General features: G+C 37.3%; 21 protein-coding genes and 2 pseudogenes. 16 read left to right on the forward strand and 7 right to left on the reverse strand.

What is annotated here, in order from left to right; translation table 11 throughout:
- Positions 1-9 precede the first annotated feature (9 nt).
- The 16 genes from A3835_02650 (at position 10) to A3835_02725 (ending at position 12,963) form a co-directional block, all read left to right on the forward strand.
- Entirely contained in the window at positions 10-522 is a 513-nt protein-coding gene (locus A3835_02650) for a F0F1 ATP synthase subunit B (GenBank protein ORI08462.1), read from the forward strand.
- Positions 522-1,052: a F0F1 ATP synthase subunit delta gene (locus tag A3835_02655; GenBank protein ID ORI08463.1), complete on the forward strand. Its 531-nt coding sequence runs from the start codon at positions 522-524 to the stop codon at positions 1,050-1,052. Before A3835_02650 ends, A3835_02655 begins: the two co-directional genes overlap by 1 nt.
- A 14-nt stretch (positions 1,053-1,066) precedes the next feature.
- Positions 1,067-2,584 carry a F0F1 ATP synthase subunit alpha gene (locus A3835_02660; GenBank protein ID ORI08464.1) on the forward strand — a complete coding sequence of 506 codons (1,518 nt, stop codon included), beginning with the start codon at positions 1,067-1,069 and terminating at the stop codon, positions 2,582-2,584.
- Between the two features lie 9 nt (positions 2,585-2,593).
- On the forward strand, positions 2,594-3,481 hold the full coding sequence (locus tag A3835_02665) for a F0F1 ATP synthase subunit gamma (protein ORI08465.1): 888 nt from the start codon (positions 2,594-2,596) through the stop codon (positions 3,479-3,481).
- Positions 3,482-3,492: 11 nt separating this feature from the next.
- Positions 3,493-4,890: a F0F1 ATP synthase subunit beta gene (locus A3835_02670; protein ID ORI08466.1), complete on the forward strand. Its 1,398-nt coding sequence runs from the start codon at positions 3,493-3,495 to the stop codon at positions 4,888-4,890.
- Between the two features lie 18 nt (positions 4,891-4,908).
- A complete protein-coding gene (locus A3835_02675; protein ORI08467.1) occupies positions 4,909-5,298 on the forward strand; it encodes a F0F1 ATP synthase subunit epsilon in 390 nt (129 codons plus the stop codon).
- Positions 5,299-5,883: a flagellar motor protein MotA gene (locus A3835_02680; protein ORI08468.1), complete on the forward strand. Its 585-nt coding sequence runs from the start codon at positions 5,299-5,301 to the stop codon at positions 5,881-5,883.
- Positions 5,884-6,282 (forward strand): biopolymer transporter ExbD, encoded by a 399-nt coding sequence (locus A3835_02685; GenBank protein ID ORI08469.1) that lies wholly within the window; start codon positions 5,884-5,886, stop codon positions 6,280-6,282.
- A 1-nt stretch (position 6,283) separates the two neighbouring features.
- Positions 6,284-7,219, forward strand: coding sequence for a hypothetical protein (locus tag A3835_02690; protein ID ORI08470.1), 936 nt, complete (start codon positions 6,284-6,286; stop codon positions 7,217-7,219).
- 24 nt (positions 7,220-7,243) lie between these two features.
- Positions 7,244-8,500, forward strand: coding sequence for a translocation protein TolB (gene tolB, locus A3835_02695; GenBank protein ID ORI08471.1), 1,257 nt, complete (start codon positions 7,244-7,246; stop codon positions 8,498-8,500).
- 63 nt (positions 8,501-8,563) lie between these two features.
- The gene (locus A3835_02700; GenBank protein ID ORI08472.1) at positions 8,564-9,070 is read left to right on the forward strand and encodes a peptidoglycan-associated lipoprotein; all 507 of its coding nucleotides are present in this window, start codon (positions 8,564-8,566) and stop codon (positions 9,068-9,070) included.
- A 17-nt stretch (positions 9,071-9,087) separates the two neighbouring features.
- Positions 9,088-9,930 carry a hypothetical protein gene (locus A3835_02705; protein ID ORI08473.1) on the forward strand — a complete coding sequence of 281 codons (843 nt, stop codon included), beginning with the start codon at positions 9,088-9,090 and terminating at the stop codon, positions 9,928-9,930.
- Positions 9,931-9,992: 62 nt separating this feature from the next.
- Complete coding sequence (locus A3835_02710; protein ID ORI08474.1) at positions 9,993-10,589, forward strand: peptidylprolyl isomerase; 597 nt, start codon at positions 9,993-9,995, stop codon at positions 10,587-10,589.
- Between the two features lie 9 nt (positions 10,590-10,598).
- Entirely contained in the window at positions 10,599-11,528 is a 930-nt protein-coding gene (locus A3835_02715) for a malonyl CoA-acyl carrier protein transacylase (protein ORI08475.1), read from the forward strand.
- Positions 11,525-12,208 carry a 5'-methylthioadenosine/S-adenosylhomocysteine nucleosidase gene (locus A3835_02720; protein ORI08476.1) on the forward strand — a complete coding sequence of 228 codons (684 nt, stop codon included), beginning with the start codon at positions 11,525-11,527 and terminating at the stop codon, positions 12,206-12,208. Before A3835_02715 ends, A3835_02720 begins: the two co-directional genes overlap by 4 nt.
- Positions 12,205-12,963, forward strand: a complete 759-nt coding sequence (locus A3835_02725; GenBank protein ID ORI08477.1) for a tRNA 2-thiocytidine biosynthesis protein TtcA — start codon at positions 12,205-12,207, stop codon at positions 12,961-12,963. Before A3835_02720 ends, A3835_02725 begins: the two co-directional genes overlap by 4 nt.
- Positions 12,964-13,144: 181 nt before the next feature.
- Here the strand turns inward: A3835_02725 and A3835_02730 are convergent, their stop codons facing one another.
- The 7 genes and pseudogenes from A3835_02730 to A3835_02760 all read right to left on the reverse strand — a co-directional run bounded on the left by A3835_02730 (position 13,145) and on the right by A3835_02760 (position 19,809).
- Entirely contained in the window at positions 13,145-13,759 is a 615-nt protein-coding gene (locus tag A3835_02730) for a recombination protein RecO (protein ID ORI08478.1), read from the reverse strand.
- Positions 13,760-14,682, reverse strand: a pseudogene (locus tag A3835_02735) (tRNA-dihydrouridine synthase). It lies immediately after the preceding gene.
- Complete coding sequence (locus A3835_02740) at positions 14,679-15,677, reverse strand: uroporphyrinogen III synthase HEM4 (GenBank protein ORI08479.1); 999 nt, start codon at positions 15,675-15,677, stop codon at positions 14,679-14,681. The pseudogene A3835_02735 and the gene A3835_02740 overlap by 4 nt, the downstream one beginning before the upstream one ends.
- 9 nt (positions 15,678-15,686) lie before the next feature.
- Positions 15,687-16,043 (reverse strand): molecular chaperone DnaK suppressor DksA, encoded by a 357-nt coding sequence (locus A3835_02745; protein ORI08480.1) that lies wholly within the window; start codon positions 16,041-16,043, stop codon positions 15,687-15,689.
- A gap of 10 nt (positions 16,044-16,053) precedes the next feature.
- Positions 16,054-16,509: a 23S rRNA (pseudouridine(1915)-N(3))-methyltransferase RlmH gene (locus tag A3835_02750; GenBank protein ORI08481.1), complete on the reverse strand. Its 456-nt coding sequence runs from the start codon at positions 16,507-16,509 to the stop codon at positions 16,054-16,056.
- Between the two features lie 2 nt (positions 16,510-16,511).
- The gene (locus tag A3835_02755) at positions 16,512-17,426 is read right to left on the reverse strand and encodes an acetyl-CoA carboxylase carboxyl transferase subunit beta (GenBank protein ORI08755.1); all 915 of its coding nucleotides are present in this window, start codon (positions 17,424-17,426) and stop codon (positions 16,512-16,514) included.
- Positions 17,427-17,555: 129 nt separating this feature from the next.
- Positions 17,556-19,809, reverse strand: a pseudogene (locus A3835_02760) (outer membrane protein assembly factor BamA).
- Positions 19,810-19,867 lie beyond the last annotated feature (58 nt).

Raw genomic sequence — 19,867 nt, forward strand, 5'->3', positions numbered from 1 at the left:
AGGAAATTTATGAAGATAAAAATTTTATTTTTTCTAGCACTTCCGTTTCTAGCCTATGCGAGTGAGCATGGTGGAGCAAACAACGACATAGTTGAGAGAACGCTAAACTTCTTACTTTTCTTTGCTATTTTGGTCTATTTTGTTGCTAAGCCACTTAAGGCTCTATATCAAAGCAGGATCGACAGGATCGCAAATAAGCTTGAAAGTATCCAGGAGAAACTTCGTGACTCTAAAGCTAAAAAAGATGACGCTCTAAAGCGTGTCGAAGAGGCTAAACAAAATGCAAACGCTCTAATTGAAACTGCAAAAAAAGAGGCTGTAAATTTAGCTGCTAAAGTTAAAAAAGAGGCTCAAAACGATATCGCAAATATCGAAAAAGGTTACAAAGAGCAAAAAGAATTTGAAGAGCGCAAGATGACAAAAGGCGTTGTAAATGAAATTTTGAGTGACATTTTCTCAAGCGATAGCCTAAAAGTCGATCAAAAAGAGCTTGTAAATATCATACTTAAAAAGGTTAGCTAATGAATGAAGTAGTAGCCAAAAAATATGTTAAAGCGATCCTAAGCGATGTAAAGCCAGGTGAGCTAAACGCATTTATCGAAAATTTAGTTGAGCTAGCTGCCGCTTTTGGAAGCGATAAATTTAAGAGCATTATAAGCTTGCCAACTCTAAAAGCTGCAAAAAAGGCAGAATTTATACTTTCTTTAGTAAAAAATTCAGACGCCAAATTTGCAAATTTTATAAAGCTTCTTGGTGCAAACAAAAGACTAGAGCTTATCCCAGCGATCCTAAACGAGATGAAGATAGAGCAATCTTTGCTTGAAAATACATATCGCGGCGAGGTTATTGGAAATTTTGATCCAAGCGCTGAGCAACTAAAAGCTTTGGAAGAGAATTTCTCTAAGAAATTTGACTCTAAGATCAAGCTTGATGGTTCAAAGAGCGATTACAACGGCGTAAAAGTTGAGTTAGACGATTTAGGTGTCGAGGTAAATTTCTCGATCGACAGACTAAAAAGTCAAATGAGTGAATATATATTAAAAGCAATTTAAAAAGGAGTGAAAGCGTGAGTGCAAAAATTAAAGCTGACGAAATTAGCACGATAATCAAAGAGCGTATTGAAAATTTTGATTTAAGTGTTGATGTAGAAGAGACTGGTAAAGTCATCTCAGTCGCTGATGGCGTTGCTAACGTTTATGGTTTGAAAAACGTTATGGCTGGCGAGATGGTTGAATTTGAAAGCGGCGAAAAGGGTATGGCTCTTAACCTTGAAGAGAGCAGTGTTGGTATAGTTATCCTTGGAAAAACTAGTGGCATTACAGAAGGAAGCTCTGTAAAAAGACTTAAAAAACTTCTACGTGTTCCAGTTGGTGACGCATTGATCGGCCGTGTTGTAAATTCACTTGGTGAGCCAATCGACGCAAAAGGACCAATCGAAGCTACTGAATCTCGCTTCGTCGAAGAAAAAGCAAAAGGTATAATGGCTAGAAAGAGCGTTCATGAGCCACTTCAAACAGGTATCAAAGCTATCGACTCACTTGTGCCAATCGGCAGAGGTCAAAGAGAGCTAATCATCGGCGACCGCCAAACTGGTAAAACAACAGTTGCGATAGATACTATCATCAACCAAAAAGGTCAAGATGTCATTTGTATCTACGTAGCTATCGGTCAAAAACAATCAACCGTTGCTCAAGTCGTTAAAAAACTTGAAGAGTACGGTGCTATGGACTACACGATAGTTGTAAATGCTGGTGCTGGCGATGCAGCTGCGCTTCAATACCTTGCTCCATATGCTGGCGTAACAATGGGTGAATATTTTAGAGACAACTCTCGCCATGCGCTAATCATCTATGATGACTTATCAAAACACGCGGTTGCTTACCGTGAAATGTCTTTGATCCTAAGAAGACCACCAGGTCGTGAAGCTTATCCAGGCGACGTTTTCTACCTTCACTCAAGACTTCTAGAAAGAGCAAGTAAGCTAAATGATGCACTAGGTGCGGGATCTTTAACGGCTCTACCTATTATCGAGACTCAAGCGGGCGACGTTTCAGCTTATATCCCAACAAATGTTATTTCTATTACAGATGGTCAAATTTTCCTTGAGAGTGACCTATTTAACTCAGGTATCCGTCCAGCGATCAACGTTGGTCTTTCTGTATCTCGTGTTGGTGGTGCGGCTCAAATAAAAGCTATTAAACAAGTTTCTGGTACACTAAGACTAGACCTTGCTCAATACCGCGAACTACAAGCGTTTGCTCAATTTGCAAGCGACCTTGACGAGAGTTCGAGAAAACAACTAGAGCGTGGTCAAAAGATGGTTGAAGTACTAAAACAACCTCCATATTCTCCACTTCCAGTTGAGAATCAAGTAGTTATCATATTTGCTGGTGCTAAGGGTTATTTAGATGATGTTGCAACTGCAAATGTAACAAAATTTGAGGCTGAGCTATATCCATATATTGAGGCAAAATACCCTGAAATTTTTGAGCAAATCAGAACTAAAAAGGTTCTTGATAAAGAAGTAGAAGAAATTTTACATAAAGCGTTGAAAGATTTTAAAGCGACTTTTGCTGCTAACTAGGGCTAAGATATGTCAAATTTAAAAGATATAAAACGAAAGATTAAGAGCGTCCAGAATACTCAAAAGACGACACGTGCGATGAAGCTTGTTTCTACAGCAAAGCTTCGCAAAGCTGAAGAGGCTGCTCGCTACTCTAGAGTTTACGCTCTTAAGATCAATGAGGTTTTATCAGAGATAGCTTATAAGATCAATCAATATGCTTCAGTTATGACTGAGAGTAAATTTTTTAACACAACAAAGAGTGTAGAAAAGGTTGATATTATATTTGTTACCGCTGATAAAGGGCTTTGCGGTGGCTTTAATGTCCAAACTATAAAGACAGTTAGGCGCATGATTGATGAGCTAAAAGCCAAAAAGATCAAAGTTAGACTAAGAGCTGTTGGTAAAAAAGGCATTGAATTTTTCAATTTCCAAGGCGTTGAACTACTTGAGACTTATGTCGGAGCTAGCTCTTCTCCTACATATGAAAAAGCTCAAAAGATCATAAAAGACGCTATTGATGATTTTACAAACGGCATAACAGATAAGGTTGTGCTAATACACAATGGCTATAAAAATATGATTTCTCAAGAGATTAGAGTAAATGATATTGTGCCTATTGAGCCGTCTAAGATAGTTGCGGTTGAGACAAATTCTTTGATGGAATTTGAGCCAGAGGACAACTATACTAAGATTATGGATGAATTGCTCAATAAATATTTTGAGTATAGTATGTATTATGCTTTAGTTGACTCTTTGGCGGCTGAGCACAGCGCTAGAATGCAAGCTATGGATAATGCAACAAACAATGCTAAACAACGCGTCAAACAGTTAAATCTTGCTTACAACAAAGCAAGACAAGAGTCTATTACCACTGAACTTATCGAGATCATCAGTGGTGTTGAATCAATGAAATAAAAGGAGTATGAATGAAGGGTGTTATTAGTCAAGTTATGGGCCCTGTGGTCGATGTTGACTTTAATGACTACTTGCCGAAGATCAATGAAGCTATCGAAGTTTTCTTTGAGGTTGAGGGCAAGAAACATAAACTAATATTAGAAGTTGCTGCTCACCTAGGTGATAATAGAGTTAGAACGATCGCTATGGATATGAGCGAGGGTCTGACTCGTGGCTTAGAGGCTAAAGCGCTTGGTGCACCTATAAGTGTGCCAGTTGGCGAAAAAGTTTTGGGTAGAATTTTTAACGTAGTTGGTGATTTGATCGACGAGGGCGAGGGTATAAATTTTGATAAGCACTGGTCTATCCACCGCGATCCTCCTCCATTTGAAGAGCAAAGTACAAAGAGTGAAATTTTCGAAACTGGTATAAAGGTAGTTGATCTTCTAGCTCCTTATGCAAAGGGTGGTAAAGTTGGTCTATTTGGTGGTGCTGGTGTTGGTAAAACAGTTATTATTATGGAGCTTATCCACAACGTTGCGTTTAAACATAGCGGTTACTCTGTATTTGCAGGCGTTGGTGAGAGAACTCGTGAAGGAAACGACCTTTATCACGAAATGAAAGAAAGTAACGTTTTGGATAAAGTTGCCTTGTGCTATGGCCAAATGAACGAGCCACCAGGAGCAAGAAACCGTATCGCGCTAACTGGTCTTACAATGGCTGAGTACTTCCGTGATGAGATGGGACTTGACGTTTTGATGTTTATCGATAACATCTTCCGTTTCTCTCAATCAGGTGCAGAGATGTCAGCTCTACTTGGACGTATCCCGTCAGCTGTTGGTTATCAGCCAACTCTTGCAAGTGAGATGGGTAAATTCCAAGAGAGGATCACATCAACCAAAAAAGGCTCGATTACCTCTGTTCAGGCTGTTTACGTTCCAGCTGACGACCTTACAGACCCAGCTCCTGCGACCGTTTTTGCTCACCTTGATGCTACAACAGTTCTTAACAGATCTATTGCAGAAAAAGGTATCTATCCAGCCGTTGACCCACTTGATTCTACTTCAAGAATGCTCGATCCTCAAATTTTAGGAGCAGATCACTATAAGGTAGCTCGCGGCGTTCAAGCTGTGCTTCAAAAATATAAAGACCTTCAAGATATCATCGCTATCCTTGGTATGGACGAGCTTAGCGAAGAAGATAAGCTAACTGTTGATAGAGCAAGAAAGATAGAGAGATTTTTATCTCAGCCATTCTTCGTTGCTGAAGTATTTACAGGTAGCCCTGGTAAATATGTAAGTCTTGACGAAAACATCGCTGGCTTTAAGGGAATTTTAGAAGGTAAATATGATCATTTGCCTGAAGCAGCATTTTATATGGTCGGAAATATAGATGAGGCTTTAGCTAAAGCTGAGAAACTTAAGGCTTAAATTTAAAAAGGAAGCGTAATGGATAAATTACATTTAGAAATCGTAACTCCTCAAGGTCAGATATTTAATGATGACGTGAGTAGTGTAGTGCTTCCAGGTAGTGAGGGTGAGTTTGGTGTTTTACCAAACCACGCCTCATTAATATCTCTTTTAAAAGCAGGTATTATAGATATAGAAGATAAGCATAAAAAGCATGATGTAGTTGCTATTAACTGGGGCTATGCAAAGATCGATGAGGGCAAAGTAGTTATATTAGCTGACGGTGCGGTCTATGTTTCTGGCAATAGTGAAAGTGAACTTGCAAATTCATTAGAAGCTGCTAGAAATTTGATAGAGAGTATGAGCAGTGATACAAATGCTTTTGCAGCAACTATATCAAAAATGGAAAATGTAGTGAGAGCAAGATAAGTGGGCGGAATAGATATATTTTTAAATTACATTCAAAGAAGTAGTTTTATTACAATTATAGTTTTAACTTGGTTGTCAATATATTTTATAGTTAGTTTTACAATTCTTTTTTCAAGAATGGCTGGCATAGGGGCTTGGCAAAAACGCGAGCAAAATGCGCTTGAAGCACTACTTATGGGCGCTAAAAATATACCAAACGACTCATCTTTAAAGAAATGTGCAAGCGGTAGAATTTCGAAAGAAAAGCTAAATGTTTGCATAAGCATTGCTGAAAAAAATGCTACAAGTGGGCTTACGTGGCTTAGTGTAATAGCTTCTACTTCTCCATTTATCGGTCTTTTTGGAACAGTCGTATCTATTTTGGAGACATTTTCACAGCTTGGAAATAGTGGAGGTTCATCACTTGGTATTATCGCTCCAGCTATTTCAGAGGCACTTGTTGCAACTGGTTGTGGAATTTTTGTTGCCATCCCAGCATATACATTCAACTTAATCATAAAAAGAAAAGCTTATGAATTAATGAGTGTTATTGAGCGTCAGGCTGATGTAATGATAGCACTTAAAAAAGATGATGAGATACTATAAATGGCCGTTAAATTTACCGATGAGACACCAGAGCTAAATATAACTCCTCTTGTTGATATTATGCTTGTTTTACTAGCCATTTTAATGGTTACTATGCCAACCATAACATATCAAGAGGATATTACTCTTCCGGATGGTTCAAAGGCAAAAACATCTACGTCTAAACAAAAAGATCTTATAGTGTCTATAAATGCACAAGGACAAGTTAGAATAGATCAAAGTACAATGAGCCTTGCTGAACTTCCAGATAACATTGCACTAATGAGTGCAAAATATGACAAAACCTCGCCTATATACATAAAGGCTGATAAAAATTTAAAATACGATGATGTTATGTTTGTATTAAAGACTTTAAAAGGTGCTGGTTTTAATAAAGTAGCTTTAGAGACAAACGGTTAAGATGCCTAATAAAGTTAAATTTCCAACGCTTAGTTCGTTTTTTGTAGCGTTTTGCATTTACATTATCATTGTGCTTGCTTTGTTTATAAAGCTTACTTTTTTTAGCGAACCTCCTAAAAAATATACTGATGACAAAGATGCTATTATGGACGTAGTTATGGTTGATAGAGAAGTCGATCAAACCATAAAAGCGCCAAAACAAGCAAAAGAGGTCGTAAAAGAGACAAAACCAGAACCTAAAAAAGAGTCAGAAGAAGACAAACAAGAGACTACAAATAAACCTGTTGTGCCAGATGAGCCATTACCAACCCCAAGCTTGCCAACTCCTCCAAAAGAAGAGCCAAAACCTGAGCCTAAAAAACCAGAACCAAAGCCTGAAATCCCAAAACCTAGTGAAGAGCCTAAAGAGGATGTCAAACCAGAGCCTAAACCTACGCCAAAGCCAGTTGAAAAGCCAAAACCAAAAGAGCCAAATATAAAAGATCTCTTTAGTGACATAGACTCGACTAAGCTTAAAAAAGACGATGGTATAAAAAAGGCTGAGAATAAAGTACAAAGCCGCAAAAAAAGCGAGGCTTCTAGCTCAAAAGCTGCAAAAGAGGCTAGCGACATCATCAAGAGCTTAAAGATAGATCAAAACCCAACAGCTCCAAAGTCACAAATGACTGGCACGTATGATCCATTGATGGGAGCCATAACAAAGCAAATTCAAAGAAGATGGCAAAGCTATAAAGCTGACTCTGCAAATCTTGCCAAAGTAAAAGTTATGATAGATCAGAGTGGAAATTTCAACTATGAAATTTTAGAGCTATCATATAATGAAGAGTTTAATGCAAAGGTTAGAGAGTGTCTGGAAAAGCTTACTGCAGAGAAATTTCCATTTAATCCAGACAAAAGTACTACTTTTAATTTAAATTTAGAAGATAAAATAAACTAAAATTTATAAATTTACGGAGTAGAGATGAAGAAAATTCTTCTTTTTTTGTGCGTTGCTCTAGGGCTTTATGCTGCTGATGCAACCATATCTGTTATCAACCAAGGTGTTGCTTTGCCAAAGATAGCTTTGCAAGATGCAACTACAGCTGTTAGTGATGCTGGCTTTAAAGATAAATTCTTTAAGATCATGCTAGGCGACTTGAAAGTTAGCTCAGACTTTGAGGTTATCGAAGATCACGTGCCTTCAACCTATGAGGGAACAGCAGCTACAAATACAATGAGCGACAAAGGTGTTGAGCTTATCTTTAGATATGCTCTTGAAGGTTCTATGGGCTCACCTCTTACTTTAATAGTAAAACTCATTGATGCAAAGACTGCAACTACAAGGTATGAGAGAGTATATAACATGCCTGATGGTGCAAAGTACCCATTTTTGGCACACAAAAGTATTGTTGAGCTAACAAATGAGCTAAATTTACCACCAGTTGGCTGGATGGAGAAATTTATCATCCTAGCAAAATACACTTCGGCTCGCCAAAGTTCTATTATAGTGGCTGATTACACACTTACATATCAAAAGACAATCGTAAGCGGTGGTCTAAACATCTTCCCTAAATGGGCAGGCGCTGATCAAAGTAAATTTTACTATACATCTTATGTGAATAACAAACCAACTTTGTTTAGATATGACCTAAATTCAGGCACAAAAACAAAGATAATAGATAGTATGGGTATGCTTATAGCATCTGATGTTAGCAAAGATGGAAGTAAAATTCTATTAACTATGGCTCCAAAAGATCAACCAGATATTTTCATCTATAATACAGGTAGCAAAAAATTAACTCAGATCACAAACTATCCAGGCATTGATGTAAATGGAAATTTTGTAGATAATGACAGCAGAATAGTTTTTGTCTCAGATAGACTTGGATATCCAAACATCTTTGCAACACCTGCAACTTCAGGCGGAAGCGTTGAGCAAATGGTATTTCATGGTAAAAACAACAACTCAGTAAGTACTTTTGAAAACTATGTAGTTTATTCAAGTAGAGAGGCTAGTGGTGGCTTTAATATCTATCTAATCTCAACTCAAACAGATTTTATTCGCCAGCTTACAGCAAATGGTAAAAATAACTATCCAAGATTTTCAAGCGATGGTCAAAGTGTCGTTTTTATCAAAGAACTTGGCGGTCAAAGCTCGCTTGGCGTTGTTAGATTAAATGAGAACAGAAGTTTCCAATTTCCACTAAAAGTAGGTAAAATTCAATCTATTGATTGGTAATATTCTGGTAATATTTAAAAAAATATGTTATAATTCTACCAAATTTTTCAAAAAGGATAAGGAATGAAAAAAGTAGTTCTAGCAAGTGTTGCAGTTGCAACTTTATTGTTGAGCGGTTGTAGCTCTAAAAACCCTGAAGTTGATATGAATGCAAATTCAAATCAATCTGCAGATAACTCAGGTAGTATGAGTGATGCTGATAGATTAGCAGCTCTTATCGCTAACATCGAGAGTCAAGTTAAAAGTGTATACTTTGACTTTGATAAATTTAATATCAAAGCTGATCAACAAGGTGTTGTTAGCTCAAATGCATCAGTATTTAACCAAGCTGACGCTCAAGCTCTTTCTATAAAAGTAGAAGGTAACTGCGATGAGTGGGGTACAGATGAGTATAACTATGCTCTTGGTTTAAAACGTGCTAAAAGTGCTAAAGATGCTCTTGTAAGAAATGGCGTTAGTGCTGATAGAATCGCTGTAGTTAGTTTTGGAGAAAGCAATCCAGTTTGTACAGATAAAACAAAAGCTTGCGATGCTCAAAATAGACGTGCAGATTTTAAAGTACTTCCGTAATTTATAATTAAATAATAATGAACAAAAAAATAATTGTAGTGGCTCTGATTGGAGCCACTATCTCCATTACCTCTGGCCAAGAGATTTCAGCTTTTGATGCAGGCAATATGGATAGTGCGAATCCATATGGTCTAACTGATAATGAAAAAGTTACCTTAAATAATAAGCGAAGCGTTCAAAACATTGAAGAGAATATGAATAATGTTTTAGAACAACTTCAAGGTTTGCAAAGCTTGATTGAGAGCATGAGTGCTAGAATGAATAAGCTTGAGCAAAGAATAAATGATATAGAGACGAAGGTAAATGGTGGCATAAGTGATTCTGGTGTAAGTTTGACATCATTGAAGGCTTATGTTGATGAAACTAGAGATATACAAGACAAAAACTACAAAAATATTACTGCTGCCTTAAATAAATTAGGTGCAATAATGGATAAAAATGCTGCTCAACCAAAGCAAAATGCAAATCCAAAACAACAAAGTAAGCCAACTTCAAATTTTAGTGGAAAAAGCGATAAAGATATTTTGGCTGATGGCATTAAACTTCTAAATTCTGGCAATAGCACAGAAGCAGCTGAATATTTTGAATATTTAAATAAAAAAGGCTATAAAACTGGTGTAACAAATTATTATTTAGGTGAAGTTGCTTACAGTCAAAAATCATACAGTACAGCTATACAATACTATAAAAAAAGCATACAGAACGAAGATAAGGCTGACTATACACCAAAACTTCTATATCACACAGCTATAAGCTTTGATAAGATAGGTGACACGCAAAGTGCAAATAGATTTTATAAGGCTTTAAAAGTCGGTTATCCAGATAGTAAAGAAGCCAAAGCCTCTCCCAATAGAAACTAAATTTTAATCTTTTTTAGATATAATCCCACATTAATCAAAAAACCAAATCTAAGGAGATTATTGTGAGTAAAGATCAAGTTATAACTATGTTTTACGAACTAAAAGATGCTAATACTGGTGAAATTTTAGAGTCAAACATGCAAGAAGGTGGCCAAATTTCGTTTATAACAGGGCATGGCCATATTATAGAAAAGCTTGAAGAAGAAGTAAGCAAATTAAAATCAGGCGAAAGAGCAACTATAAGCGTAAAGGCAGCAGAGGGTTGTGGTGAATATAATAACGAAGCCATTCAGTCGTTACCAAAAGAGCAGTTTGCTGGTATAGATTTACATGAAGGAATGGAACTTTTTGGTCAAAATGAGGATGGCTCAAGCGTTCGTGTTATTGTTAAAGAGATCAAAGATGACGAAGTAACAGTTGATTTTAATCACCCATATGCTGGTAAAGATTTACTATTTAATGTTGAAGTTTTAGAAGTTAGAGATGCGACAGAAGATGAAAAAGCAACAGGCATGGTAGCTGGGGCTCATACTTGCGGTTGTGGTGGTCATGATCATGATCATGAGCATGAGTGCTGCGGTGGTCATGGACACGGGCATGGACACGGACACGAGGATGGTGGTTGCGGTTGCGGTGGACACGGACATCACCATCACTAAGAAGCTAAAATGAAAAAATTTGCTTTTGTTTTTGCGGGCCAAGGCTCGCAAAGTATTGGTATGGGAAAAGACTTTTACGAAAATTTTTCTACTGCTAAGTTACTTTTAAATGATGCTTGTAATGATACTGGCATTGATTACAAAGAACTTTTATTTACACAAAACGATAAGTTAGATAAAACAGAATTCACTCAGCCAGCTATCGTTTTAAACTCGCTAATGACTTATTTGGCTTTTTCAAATTTTATTAAAGAAAAACCAGAATTTAGTCTTGGGCACTCACTTGGAGAATTTACTGCTCTTGCAGTTAGTGGAGCATTTAATTTTATTGATGCGATTAGGCTTGTAAACTTACGTGGTAAATTTATGCAAGAAGCCTGCGTTGGCAAAGATGCCGGTATGATGGTAGTTCTTGGACTTAGTGATGAAGTGGTTGAAGAAATTTGTAAAAAAGCAAGAGAAGAAGGTTTACAAATTTATGCTGCAAACTACAACTGCGATGGACAAATCGTTGTCGCTGGTGTAAGAGCTGATCTTGCTAGCTATGAAGCAAAATTTAAAGAAGCTGGCGCAAAAAGAGCAATGCTTTTAAATATGTCGGTGGCAAGCCATTGTCCGATACTTGAACCAGCTAGTGTTAGGCTGGCAAGCGAGCTTGAGAGTACTTTGGCTACTAAATTTTTTCCAGTTGTCTCAAATGTAAATGCTAAAATTTATACTGATAAAAGCGAAGCACTAGTCCTGCTAAAAGAGCAGCTAATAAAACCAGTTTGCTATAAACAAAGCATTAAAAACTATGAAAATAATGTTGATTGTTTTATCGAGCTTGGTGCTGCGACGTTAAAGGGCATCAATAAAAAAATTACCGAAAAGCCAACTTATAGTATTACTGATATGGCAAGTCTTGAAGAAGTTGTGAAAATTTTGGAGGAGAGATGATAGCGATACTTGGAGCTATGCAAGAGGAGATAACACCGATCCTTGAAATGGTTGGTGAATATAAAACTGTTCAATATGCAAATAATAAATTTTACTTAGCAAACTATAAAGGAAAAGAACTAGTCATTGCCTATTCAAAGATAGGCAAAGTAAATGCAGCCATAACGGCAACTTTAATGGTAGAAAAATTTAAGGCCTCAAAGTTGCTCTTTACTGGCGTAGCTGGCTCACTTGATGAGAGTTTAAAAATAGGCGATATGCTTTATGCTACTAGCTTAGTGCAACATGATCTTGATATTACGGCTTTTGGCCATCCTTATGGCTATGTGCCAGGCACAAGTATATTTGTCAAAAGTGATGAAGGGCTAAATGAACTGGCAAAAAAGATAGCTGATAAAAAAGATATGAGCTTAAGCGCTGGTATTATTGCGACCGGAGATCAGTTTATCTGCGATAATGAAAAGAAAGCTTGGATTAAAAAGATATTTAATGCGAGCGCTACCGAGATGGAAGGTGCTAGCGTTGCACTAGTTTGCGAAACACTTGGTGTGCCATTTTTTATACTAAGAGCTATCAGCGATGGAGCTGGTGATGCAGCAGAGTTTGACTTTGATAAATTTTTGCAAGATTCAGCAAATGTTAGTGCAAAATTTATACTTGAAATGGTAGAAAATTTATGATAGAGCTTAGTAAAAGGCTTCTTAGGCAAGTTGGTCAGACAAATGCCAGATACAAGATGATAGAGGGCGGAGATAAGATATTGCTTGGCCTTAGTGGCGGTAAAGATAGCCTTGCACTAGCTCACGTACTAAAGCATATTCAAAACGTCACACCTGAGAAATTTGAGTTTAAAGCAGTAACTCTAAGTTATGGCATGGGTGAGGACTACGCTTATCTTACGAAGCATTGCAATGAGCACGGAATAGAGCATGAGGTGATAGATAGCTCAATCTTTGAAATTTCAAAAGAGAAAATCCGTAAAAATTCTAGCTTTTGTAGTTTCTTTTCTCGTATGAGAAGAGGCTATCTTTATACTTACGCCTTAAAGCATGGTTTTAATAAGCTCGCGATTGCTCATCATTTAGATGATGCAGCGGAGAGCTTTTTTATGAATTTTACCTATAATGGTGCACTAAGGACGCTTGCTCCAAAATATACTGCAAAAAATGGCATCACAGTTATTAGACCGTTTATCTTCGTTCGCGAGAGACAGCTTCGCGAAAATGCTATCAAAAATGAATTAAGAGTCATTGGCGATGAAGCATGCCCTGCAATGAGATTTGACGTAAAGATGCCGCATGCTAGATATGAAACCAAAAAGCTTTTAGCAACTTTAGAAAAAGAAAATCCAAAGCTTTTTACTTCGCTAAAAGCAGCATTTGAAAATATCCATACTGATACTTTTTTTGCTCTCAATAGCAGTAGTGAAGAGTAAAATTTTACTTGCTTTTTGGGACTAATCCCAAGAAGCAATCTATAAATATTTCTATTTTAATCTTCTCTTTAAAAATTTTTGCCTTTGGTTATAATTTTATAACTTAGAAAATTTAAGCTTAAAAAAATAGTCATGTGTTTTAAACATTAAGAAATAGCTATTTGAAATAGCAAGCTATAGCCTAAAGCCCATCAAGTAAAATTTTATAAAGGCGGTTTATCTCATCGTCGTTTAGCTCGATCGTGCTTTTTGTATCAAATAAATTTTTGATCTTGCTAGCGTCAAATTCGCTCCTATCAAGGCAGTGCTTGTGAGAGGGCAAAAAGCCACGAGTTAAGCAAAGCTCACTCTCTATCTCCTCGTCGCAGATAAAGCACTCAAGTTCGCTGTGAAGTCTGCCTTCAAACTCTAAAATTTTGACGTAGCTTTCGATGATGAGGCGTTTTGGATTTTGCAGCTGCATCTGTTTGGCGCAGCGATCAAGCTCGTTAAAGTAAATTTCATCGAGCTGCTCGACCTCTTTTAGATGATCATAAAGTAGGCGCATGAACTGCTGCCAAATGATGAGCTTGTCGCGCTCTAGCAGCCATTTAAAGCCAAGATGAAGTATGCTTCTAAGCTTTGGTAGAAATTTCGCCTCTTGCTCGAGCTCAAAGTCGATCTTGTAGCCAGTCATGATGTTTGAGTGGCGAGCGCCAAAAAATCTATACGACTTTACGAGCAAATTTGGCGTTAGCACAAAGACTAAAAGGTCCTCGTCTCTGACCTTTTGCACGCGCAGGATGTAGCCTTGCATCTAGGCAAAAAACTCCTTTATGCGCTCTCTCATCACGCGGGCATCTTTGATAAAATTTACATCGTTTCTAAAGGTTGTTGCGCCGTCTATGCCCTTGCTGTATTGGTGAAGGTGCTTTCTAAATATGCAAAGTCCGTGCTCGCCGTAGTGCTCGATCATCGCGTCAAAGTGAGCTAGGATGATCTCTTGCTTTAGCGCCTTATCCACGCTACTTTTGCTCTTTATCTCGTGAAATATCCAAGGGCTACCGATACTTGCTCTACCGATCATTAGGCGTCGCATTTTGTGAAATTTAAAATTTTATCTGCATTTTGTGCGTTTATATCGCCATTTGCAACGACTGGGATTTTCACGCTTGCCTTTACTCTAGCGATCGCTTCGTAATCAACCTTTGCGCTGTATCCGCCAGCTCTGGTGCGCCCATGCACTGCGATATAGTCTGCGCCGGCTTCTTCGCAGGCTTTTGCGATTTTCTCTTCATTTTTGTCGTTAAAGCCAAGTCTAAATTTAACGCTTAGGCTCTTCTTGTTTGAGACGCTTTTTATGGCTGAGATGATGTTTTGAAGTTTGTCAAGATCGTTTAGTAAAGCCGATCCCGCGCCTTGTCTAACGACCTTTGGCACAGGGCAGCCGCAGTTTAGATCAAGCCCGTAAATCCCATCAATTTTATTGATTATCTGCACGGCTTTTTTTATATTTTCTATATCACTGCCAGCTATCTGGACGACGTAGGGCTCTTCATTTGGGGATTTTTTAAGCATTTCAAGAGTTTTGTCGCTGCTCTCATAAACCAGGGCATTTGCACTGATCATCTCGCTAACAGTGACGTCGCAGCCAAATTTCTTGACGACGCTCCTTAGTGGCAGGTCAGAAAAGCCAGCAAGTGGCGCTAAGAAAAGTGGCTTTTTACTAAAGTCTATCATTTAAAAAAAAGCGAGCTAGGCACCATTTTGCCATTGTCTCGTAAAAATAGTAAAACCTTTATCTCTTTAAACTCATCAGGGTCGCTACCCTCGATGGCCTCTCTTACTTTATCAAGCATCTGAAGCTCAAATAACGCATATACGTAGGCTTCATCAGCGTCAGCATGGATGCTTTTTAGCTTTTCAAAGATACCGATAAACGCATCTGGTTTTAGCTTGTTTTTAAGCATTATGGCTACTTTGTCGTATTGTGCTTTTGTCACTTTTGCATTGTTTAGAAGACCAAAAATTTCATCGCTGCTTAGATCGATCTCATCATTTACAAAACGCGTGATAATGGTCATTATATCTTCGCTTGCTAGCTCTGGATCAATTTTTTTGATCTCACTAAATGAAGCTGTTTTTATGAGTTTGTTAAAGGCTGCCTTTTTAAGGCTCTCGTTTTGCTCTTGGTTTTTAAGCACGTCAAGATAGTAAGTAGGCAGCTGCTCGATCTTGTTTAGCTCGTTTAGGATGTTTAGCTTGCTATCTTTTGCTAGTCTAAATTTCTTTAGATCGACGATCTCTTTGTTTTTTATGCTTTTTATGGTTTGTAAGATGTTGTTTATCTCGCCGTCATCAACGCCAACATCTTTAAGCTCGCCTACTGGTGAGATAGAGCGAGTGAGCTGTGAGGCGATCTTGTAAGTGTCGGTTTTAAAGTCTTTGTTGCTCTCAAAGCCAAGAAGCGTCTCTTTGGCTAAGTCTTTATAAAGTTGGCTATCTTTTTTGATCCATTTTTTATATCTATAAAAAGCATATCCATGATAAGCGATATGAAGTAGGGCAAGAAGTGCTAAAACAGCTACTGGAAGAGCGACCCAAATAGCAATTGGCAAAGTTATAGTTTGGCCTAAAAGCTCAAATGTGTAATCAGAACTATTAAGAGAATAAGTAAGTCCTGCAACAACTACTATGTAGATTATGCAATAGACGAGAAATTTTCTAGTTTTCATGTTTTCTCCTTAGTTTTTTGCTGTTTTTTCGATTATTTCACGGCAAGTTATGCAGTATTTTGCATGTGGTTTTACCTTTAGTCGCGGTATACTGATCTCCTCCTCACACATATCACAAATTCCATAAGTTTTATTTGCTATCTTCTCTAGCGCTTCATCTATCTCTGATAGCTCTGCTCTTTGTTGCGTCGAGATGGAATGCTCTATTAACTGGTCTGTATTTACTGAGGCTATATCAAACTCATCGCTTACACCACTATCTCTTAAGCCATTTACTTCAACAGATGAATCATAGATATTTTTTTTGATCTGTAATTTTCTTTCTTCAAGTAATTTTTTAAAAAAATTTAGCTCAGTTTGTGTCATTTATATTCCTTTATTTGTGATATGGGTGGTTTGCATTTATGCAAAGTGCTCTAAAAATTTGCTCAAAAAGTACAAGCTTGGCAACCTTATGTGCCATCGTCATCTTGCTCAAACTTACGATTTTTTGTGCTTTATTCTTTAAATTTTGGCTAAGGCCATAAGCTCCACCTATGAAAAAGTTAATTTGTGAATTTGAGTTTAAAATTTGTGCAAATTCTTGGCTATCAAGTTGCAAGCCATTTTCATCAAGCATTACGCAAAAGCCTTTTAAATTTGGCTCATAAATTTCATCATAGGCTCTTAATGCTTCGCTTTTTCCAGTACTTTGAGCTTTTGCTATTTTTTCATTGAAAAAGACTTTATCGTTTATCTTGGCAAATTTTGCACTCATTTTTATATATTCTTGTATCTCGTTTTCAAAGTTATCACGTGATGATTTTTGAATGCTAAAAACTGAAATTTCCAAATTTAGCCTTTGGTTTTTAGCTTTAGTTCAAAGTTGTTTTCACTCTCGTCTTGTTTATCTTTTTGAGGTATTGTCTTATTATTTGTGAGAAATTTAACCATATCGCTTATATATTTTTTATGTTCGCTTCTTGGCACAATAGCATCGATTAAGCCATGCTCTAATAAAAACTCAGCTCTTTGAAATCCCTCTGGAAGGTCAGCACCAATGGTTTGTTTGATAACTCTTTGACCAGCAAAGCCTATTAAAGCGCCAGGTTCAGCGATTATTAGATCTCCAAGCCAAGCAAAAGAGGCACTAACGCCACCCATTGTCGGATCAGTAAGTATTGAGATGTAAGGTAGTTTCGCTTCATCAAGTAGTTTTAAGGCAGCTGAAGTCTTTGACATCTGCATCAAAGAGAATGTACTCTCTTGCATTCTAGCTCCGCCTGAAGCACTCACTATGACTAAAGCTTGGCGTTTTTCGATCGCACGTTTTATCGCTCTTACGATCTTTTCGCCCTCAACTGAAGCTAATGAGCCGCCCATGAAGCCAAAGTCAAAAACAACCAGCTGAATCTCTTGTCCGTCGCATTTACCTTCGCCACATATCACTGAGCTTGTGCGTCCTGTTTTTTCTTTATTTTCTGTGATTCTTTTTTTGTATGATTTTTTATCAACAAAATTTAATGGATCTACCGGTTTTAAATTTGCGTCAAATTCTACAAAGCTATCTTCATCGCAGATCAAATTTATACGATCAGTAGCTTTTAATCTCATATGATAGCCGCATTTTGGGCATACATTAAAACAAGCTTCAACTTCTTTGTAGTACATCAGTGAGTGACAATTATCGCATTTTACCCAGTGCGTAGGTGCCTCTTCTGGACGAGGTTGAGCTTTTCTTATCTTTGAAAAAATGTCTGAGAAATTCATCTTTTTACCCACTTATATTAAAAATTGTGGGATTATATCTAATGTTTGCCTTGCTTTTTCTTATATGACTTAAAGTTTGTTTATTTGTAGAGGTTTGAAGGGGTAAGTTAGCCCCTTCAAAGTATCTTATTAGAAGCGTCTTCCGATAGTAAACTCAAATGTATTTGTATCATCGCCCTCTTTAGGTTTAAGAGCTTTTGCAAAGATTAGTTGAAGTGGTCCGATAGGTGTTATCCACTCGATACCTGTACCAACTGATGATCTTTTTATCTCATTTAGCTATTTTCGCCAATCATGCCGTAGTCATAAAATACAACACCACGCATTTTGACACGATCTATTATAGGGAAGCTTATTTCAGCTGAATTATTAAATGAAGTTTCGCCGCCGTATTCGTAGTAGTCGCCATTATATTTTACCTTTGGAGATACGGTTCTGCTTTCGTAGCCACGCAAGCTTCTTATGCCACCAAGATAAAGTCTTTCGTTGATCGGAGTATAACCTCTTTCCCAAATTTTACCAAAGCTTGCTTTATATCTTAAGATAAGATCGTAGTCGATGTACTCTCTAAGACCTAGATAGTAGTTAAAATTTGTGCGATTTTTGATAAAGTCTATATCGCCACCAAGCCCAGCTATCTCAAATGATGTGCTAGCTATGATGCCACGTCTTGGTAAGTAATAATCATCAGTACTATTATATGTTAAAGCCGGAGTTATAGCGCTTTTTATAGCTTTACCTTCTCTATAAATTTCTTTTTTGGTTTTTGTGTTGATATCTCTTAGTTCATCATCTTTTAAAGTAATTTTGCTTTGCTCAATGTTGTAAGTAAGCGATGCGCTTAAATTTCTAGTTAGTTTTCTACCTAGTGTTGTGCTAAAGCCATAACTTCTCTCTTTATATGTTCTCCAGTCATAGTCATTTGCGTAAAGTGTTCCACCAAGGCTATACTCTGAGTCAAAAATTCTTGGGTTTGTAAGACTTATCTGGCCTGAAAGCTCTCTGTCGCTCTTATCTACGCTTACTTGTCCTTGAAGACCAGAGCCAAAGATATTTGTGTCAGAAAGTGCCGCGTTTAGTAGTAGTCCGTCACTACTACCGTATCCGATACCACCGCTTATCGAGCCAGTTGAAGCCTCTTTTACTTTTACTTTTAGATCAACTGTATTTTTATCAACCGGATCTTCTTCTATCTCAACGTCATCAAAGTAGCTTGTTCTTTTTAGCGCATCTTTTGAGTCTTGAAGGTCGGTTCTACTATATAAATTTCCTTCAGTTAGATAAAGTTCACGTCTTACAACGCGGTCAACGGTCCTATCGTTTCCTGAAATTTGAACATTCCTTATATATACTTTCTCGCCAGGATCGACTTCATAATCAATATCGACAGTTTTATTTTCATCAAATTTATCAGTCTTTGGATAGACTTTTACAAACGCATAACCTTTGTCAGCAACCATATCATCGAGCTTTTTCATATCTTGGCGAAGTCTTGCTGAGTTCATCGTATCACCAGCCTCAAGCCTAAAGTCATCTATGATCTTTTTAGTGTCAAGCTCTAGCTCTTCAGGTGCTGTAATACTTACATTTGAAACCTTATAAGGCTCACCTTCATGAACATAATAAGTAAGATCAGCCGTGTAATTATCAAACGATGAATTTAAATAAGGTGACGAAACAGTCGCGTCTAAATAGCCTTTTTGGAAATATTTGTCTTGTATTCTTGCTGGATCATTTTCAAGCTCAAAAAGTTTAACTTTTCCATCGTTTCTACCCCAGAACCAGCCCATAAATTCTCTACTTTTATTTGCAACCACTGGCTCGATATCATCATAGTCAAATTCTTTCGCTCCGACTAAATTTACATTTTTGATTATCATATTTTCGCCACGGTTTATGTTGAGTGTTATAAAAAGTGAGCTGTCGTTGTCTGCAACTGGTTGTTTTTCTACATCAACAACGGTATCAAAATAACCCTTTGACTCATAATACTGGCGAATTCTCTCTTTTGTTTTTTCTATTGTGAGCTCATCATACATATTGCCCGGTTTGATATTAATCAGCGATTCTATCGCAGTTTTGTCGTTTGTTACAACGCCTTTTAGATCGACTCTAGCGACACTTGGCTTCTCTTTTACAACTACTAAAAGATTACCATTGCCTGTATCTTCTATGTAGATATCGTCGAAATAGTTTTGTTTGTATAAATTTGTAATTGCCTTATCGCTAGCTTTTGGAGTTAGGTCTTGACCGACTTTTAGCCCCATTATCTGGCTTGCTACTTCAGGTGAAAGGTGGATTAGTCCTTTAAAATTTATTGACTGGATTGTTTGTGCGCTTAGGCCACTGAAGCTAATGCTAGTAAAAATAATTTCTTTTTCATTAAATTTAACCTAGAGTTTTAGTATAAATGCGTATAATATCATATTTTATTTTTAAAT

It is taken from the genome of Campylobacter concisus, assembly GCA_002092835.1.
GTDB classification, from domain to species: Bacteria; Campylobacterota; Campylobacteria; order Campylobacterales; family Campylobacteraceae; genus Campylobacter_A; species Campylobacter_A concisus_K.